Below are 5,154 nucleotides of genomic sequence, written 5' to 3' on the forward strand. Positions count from 1 at the left end.
GTCCGGATACCGGGTGGTCCAGGCCTCTTCCATGGTGAAGGGGATCAGCGGGGCCAGCCAGGCGGTGATCCGCTCGAAGCACTCGTGCATCACCGTGCGCGCGGCGCGGCGCTTCACGGCGCCCGGCATGTCGCAATAGAGGCTGTCGCGGCGGATATCGAAGAACAGCGCCGAGAGATCGTTCTGGCAGAAGTCCAGCACCGGCCGGATCACGTCCTGGAACAGATAGGCCTCATAAGCCGTGCGGACCTGGCCATCCAGCTCCCACAGCCGGTGCAGGATGTAGCGCTCCAGCGGCGGCATCTCCGAGAGCTCCACCGCCTCGTCCGGACCGTAGTCGGCCAGCGCGCCCAGCATGTAGCGGACGGTGTTGCGCAGCTTGCGATAGGCGTCCGAGGTGGTCTGCAGGATCGTCTTCCCGATCCGGCTGTCGTCGGCATAGTCGATCATCGCCGCCCACAGACGGATGATCTCGGCCCCGCTCTCGCGGATCACCACCTCGGGATCGAGCACATTGCCCTTGGACTTCGACATCTTCTCGCCGGCCTCATCCATGGTGAAGCCGTGGGTCAGGATGGCGTCATAGGGCGCGCGACCGCGCGTCCCGGAGCTTTCCAGCAGCGAAGACTGGAACCAGCCGCGATGCTGGTCGGAGCCTTCCAGATAGAGATCGGCCGGCCACTTGGTGTGAGCCCGGTTCTCCAGTGTAAAGGCGTGGGTCGAGCCGCTGTCGAACCACACATCGAGGATGTCCTCGATCTTCTCGTAGCGGTCCGGATCGTGGCTTCCGAGGAAGTCGGTGACCGGGCGGTTGAACCAGGCGTCGGCGCCCTCGGCGTGGATGGCCTCGACAATCCGCCTGTCGACTTCCGGGTCGTGCAGCGGCTGGTTGGTCTCCTTGTCGACGAACATGGCCAGGGGCGCGCCCCAGGCCCGCTGGCGGCTGATCAGCCAGTCGGGTCGGCTCTCGACCATCGAACGGATACGGTTCTTGCCCTGGGCCGGGTGGAACTGCGTGGCCTCGATGGCCTCAAGCGCCGCCTCCCGCAGGGTGCGGCCGCCCAGCGCCTCGGTTTCGACCGGCTCGTCCATGCGGATGAACCACTGGGGCGTATTGCGGAAGATCACCGGCGCGCCGGACCGCCAGGAATGGGGATAGGTGTGCTCGAGTCGACCGCGCGCCAGCAGAGTCCCGGCCTCGATCAGCTTCTCGATCACCGCCGGGTTGGCCGGACCGAACTTGCCGGACTTCTTGCCCTCGGTCTCCAGCACCTTGAGGCCCGCGAACAGCGCCACATGCGGATAGTAGGCGCCGTCCGGATCGACCGTTTCGGGGATCTCGCGATGGCCATGCGCCAGCCAGACGATGTAGTCGTCCGCGCCGTGGCCCGGGGCCGTGTGGACAAAGCCCGTACCGGCGTCGTCGGTCACGTGATCGCCGGCCAGCAGCGGCACGGCGAAGCCATAGTGGCCGTCCAGCGCCGCCAGAGGGTGGGCGCAGACCATGCCGGAGCAATCCACCCGTTCCACCCGTCGCGCCTTGGCGATCTTGGCGGCGGCGAAAACCTCGCCTGAGAGCTTGTCGGCCAGGATCAGCCGGTCGCCCGCCCTGGACCAGGGCTCGAAGGCCAGGCCCTCTTCCATCGCCTCGACCTGATAGACGGAATAGTCGATGGCCTCGTTGTAGCTGATCGCCCGATTGGCCGGGATGGTCCAGGGCGTGGTGGTCCAGATCACCACGCTGGCGCCCTGTGTGGCGTCCGACCCCTGCGTCACCGGGAACTTCACCCAGACCGTGGGGCTGACGTGGTCGTGGTACTCCACCTCGGCGTCGGCCAGGGCGGTGCGCTCCACCGGGCTCCACATCACGGGCTTCGAGCCGCGATAGAGCTGGCCCGAGGCCACGAACTTGTGGAACTCGCCCACGATGGCGGCCTCGGAACTGTAGTCCATGGTGGCGTAGCGGTTGGCCCAGTCGCCGATCACGCCCAGCCGACGGAAACCCGTCTCCTGCACGCCCATCCAGTGGGCGGCGTAGTCGCGGCAGAGGGTGCGGAACTCGGCCTTGGAGACCTCGTCCTTGCGCCGGCCCTTGCCGCGCAGCTCTTCCTCGATCTTCCACTCGATGGGCAGGCCGTGGCAGTCCCAGCCCGGCACGTAGTCCACATCGAAGCCCAGCAGGAAGCGCGAACGGACCACGAAGTCCTTCAGGGTCTTCTGCAGGCAGTGGCCCACATGGATGGCGCCGTTGGCGTAGGGCGGCCCATCATGCAGCACGAACAGCGGCGCGCCGGCGCGCTGGCGGGCGGCGCGGAGCGAGCCGTAGAGATCGGTCGCGTCCCACTGCCCCAGGATCTGGGGCTCCTTCTGCGGCAGGCCCGCGCGCATCGGGAACGGCGTTTCGGGAAGAAAGACGGTTTCGCGATAGTCTCGCGCGGTCACGGGGGCGTCGTCGGCCATGGGTCAGGTCCAGAGGGTTCGGAAGGGTCGGGGTCAATGCCCGGCGCGCGCTGGAGCTTCGTCCGGCGGCGTCACGCCGGGCGGGTAATTCGCGCCGATATCCGAACCGGAAGCATGGCCGGGGCTGTAGCAGAGGCCAGAGCGGAACCCAACCCTTCCCGCACGTCGTGGACCGCGACTTCAGTCGCCCAGCACCTCACGCGCCCGCTGCGCATCCCGCATCACCTGGGCGGTCATGATGTCCAGCCCGTCGAACTTCTCCTCGGGGCGGATGAAGGCGATCAGATCGGTCTCGATCACCTGGTCGTAGATGTCCTCGTCGAAGTCGAAGAGCCACACTTCCAGCAGCGGCCTTGTAACGCCCTCGACCGTCGGATTGACCCCGATATTGGCCACGCCGCCGACCACGCGGCCGTCGGGCAGGCGGGTGCGCGTCGCATAGACGCCATAGCGGGGCGCCACATAGTCGGCGAGGTCCACATTGGCGGTCGGAAAGCCCAGCTGGCGGCCGAGCTGGCGGCCGCGCTGCACCGGGCCTTCAATGGCGAAGGGCCGGCCCAGCACGGCGGCTGCGGCCTCCGGACGGCCGTCGCGCAGGGCGTCGCGCGCAGCGGTGGAGGAGAACTTGGCCACCTCCTCGTCGCCCACCGGCGCGGCCACTGAAACGCCGAACCCCAGCTCCGCGCCATAGGTCCGCATGGTCGCCGGCGAACCGGAGCGGCCCTTGCCGAAGGAGTTGTCGAAGCCCACGGCCACATGCCGCGCGCCAAGGCCGCCGTGCAGCACGGTCTCGGCGAACGCGCGGTCGCTCATGCCGGCGAGCTCTTCGTCGAGCGGCAGGACATAGAGGATGTCGACGCCCAGCGCTTCCAGCGCGCGGGCCTGCTGCTCGGGCTTCATCAGGCGGAAGGCCGGCTCGCCGGGCCGGAACCAGGCGCGGGGATGGGGATCGAAGGTGATCACCCCCAGCGGGGCGGCCAGCGCGCGCGCCGCCTCTGCGGCCAGGGCGATCACCTTCTGGTGGCCCTGATGCACGCCATCGAAATTGCCCATGGCCACAGCCGCGCCCCGGTCGCCCGGGGGCAGGTCGCGCCAGCCTCGGATCACGCGGATCCGTTTCATCGCGCCCGGCTCGCGCTCACGCGGGACGGCGCGGCGCGATCACCACGGCCTCGCCCTCGAGCACCGCCTTACCGGCCACTTCGCAGACCGTGTCGAACGTCACCCGGCCCTTGGCCTGATCCAGCGCCGAGATGGTGGCGCGCGCCGTGACCTGATCGCCGACCTTCACAGGCCGGCGGAACCGGAGCGTCTGCGAGAGATAGATTGCGCCCGGTCCTGGCAGCCGGGTGCCCAGGATCGCGGAAATGTAGGACGCCGAAAGCATCCCATGGGCGATCCGTTCGCCAAACGGGGTTGTCGCCGCATAGGCGTCGTCCAGATGCACCGGGTTGTTGTCGCCGGAGACCATGGCGAAGGCTTCGATGTCGGCGGTTCCCACCACCCGGACCAGTTCGGCCGACTGGCCCACGGTCATGTCCTCGAAATACACGCTCTGCACGCTGTTCCCCCTCACCCCTGTGGGCCACACGGGCCACCGCGCCTACCAGACCAGATCGGGCATCGTCCAGTTCGCCGAGAGGCCGCGCTCCGCCAGACGGCCGCCGATGGCCTCGGCCGAAGCCCCTTCGAACTCGGCGCCATGTATGCCGGTGGTGATCAGCAGCACGTCCAGACCTTGCGCGTTGGCGCCGGTGACGTCTGTCGCCAGGCCATCGCCGACGCAGAGCACCCGGGCGCGATCCACCGCGTCGCCGCGCACCTCGGCCGCCGCCGCCAGCGAGAGGTCATAGATCGGCGCATGCGGTTTTCCAGCCATCTCCACCTGGCCGCCAAGACCGGCGTAGAGTTGCGCCAGGGCGCCCGCGCAGGGGATCAGACGGTCGCCCTTCTGCACCACCAGGTCCGGGTTGGCGCAGATCAGCACAAGACCGCGATCCCGCGCAGCGGTCAGGCGGGCGCGATAGTCCTCGGCCGTCTCGGTGTCGTCGTCATAGGGGCCGGTGACGCAGATGAAGGCGGCGTCGCTCGGCTCCGCCAAGGCCAGTCCCAGACCCTCGTAGAGGATTGCGTCGCGCTCGGGCCCAAGCGCCCAGACCGGCCCGGGCGCCCGCGGCGCCAGCAGGGCGCGGGTGGCGTCGCCCGATGTCACCAGCCGGCTCCAGGCCGCGCGGGGCACACCCAGGCCCGCCAGCTGTTCGACGATCGGCGGATGCGGCCTGGGCGCATTGGAGATGAGCACAACCGGCCCCCGCTCCGTCTGGAAGCGCGCCAGCGCCCCTGTGGCCTCAGGGAAGCTCTCGCGGCCGTTGTGGATCACGCCCCAGACGTCGCTGAGGATCACATCGTAACGGGCGGCGATTTCGGAAAGGCCGGTGATCCGGCGAGGGGCGGTCATGCGCTGGGGCGGCTATCACGTTCCGGGGGTCAGGCCTACGCCGCCCGGGCGTGGAGCGCGGTCGGCGGGGCGCCGGATTCAGCCAGCACGGCTTCGCGGATGGCGCGGGGTTCGCCGAACAGGTGGCCCTGACCCAGGCGGATGTCGAGATCGAGGATGTCCACCACCTGTCGCTCGGTCTCCACTTTCTCGGCCACCACCTCGAGGCCATAGCGTCGCGCCAGCAGCGCGAAGTC

4 protein-coding genes and 1 pseudogene are annotated in these 5,154 nt (G+C 69.0%); all 5 read right to left on the minus strand.

The annotated features are described in order from the left end of the window. The coding region (gene ileS / locus ACIQ3R_RS14980) for an isoleucine--tRNA ligase (RefSeq protein WP_397419661.1) at positions 1-2,460 on the minus strand (2,460 nt) is incomplete at its 3' end. 180 nt (positions 2,461-2,640) lie between these two features. Then, entirely contained in the window at positions 2,641-3,582 is a 942-nt protein-coding gene (locus tag ACIQ3R_RS14985) for a bifunctional riboflavin kinase/FAD synthetase (RefSeq protein WP_397419662.1), read from the minus strand. A gap of 16 nt (positions 3,583-3,598) precedes the next feature. After that, a complete protein-coding gene (locus ACIQ3R_RS14990; protein WP_397419665.1) occupies positions 3,599-3,997 on the minus strand; it encodes a MaoC family dehydratase in 399 nt (132 codons plus the stop codon). A gap of 66 nt (positions 3,998-4,063) precedes the next feature. After that, positions 4,064-4,918, minus strand: a complete 855-nt coding sequence (locus ACIQ3R_RS14995; RefSeq protein ID WP_397419664.1) for a TIGR01459 family HAD-type hydrolase — start codon at positions 4,916-4,918, stop codon at positions 4,064-4,066. Between the two features lie 35 nt (positions 4,919-4,953). After that, a pseudogene (locus ACIQ3R_RS15000) lies at positions 4,954-5,154 on the minus strand (diguanylate phosphodiesterase); the annotation flags it as partial.

The organism is Phenylobacterium sp., assembly GCF_044371015.1.
Taxonomy (GTDB): Bacteria; Pseudomonadota; Alphaproteobacteria; order Caulobacterales; family Caulobacteraceae; genus Phenylobacterium.

Excerpts from the sequence above, each read along its gene's own strand:
- ACIQ3R_RS14985 (WP_397419662.1), bottom strand. The coding sequence starts at position 3,582 with ATGAAACGGATCCGCGTGATCCGAGGCTGGCGCGACCTGCCCCCGGGC.
- ACIQ3R_RS14990 (WP_397419665.1), bottom strand. The coding sequence starts at position 3,997 with ATGACCGTGGGCCAGTCGGCCGAACTGGTCCGGGTGGTGGGAACCGCC.
- ACIQ3R_RS14995 (WP_397419664.1), bottom strand. The coding sequence starts at position 4,918 with ATGACCGCCCCTCGCCGGATCACCGGCCTTTCCGAAATCGCCGCCCGT.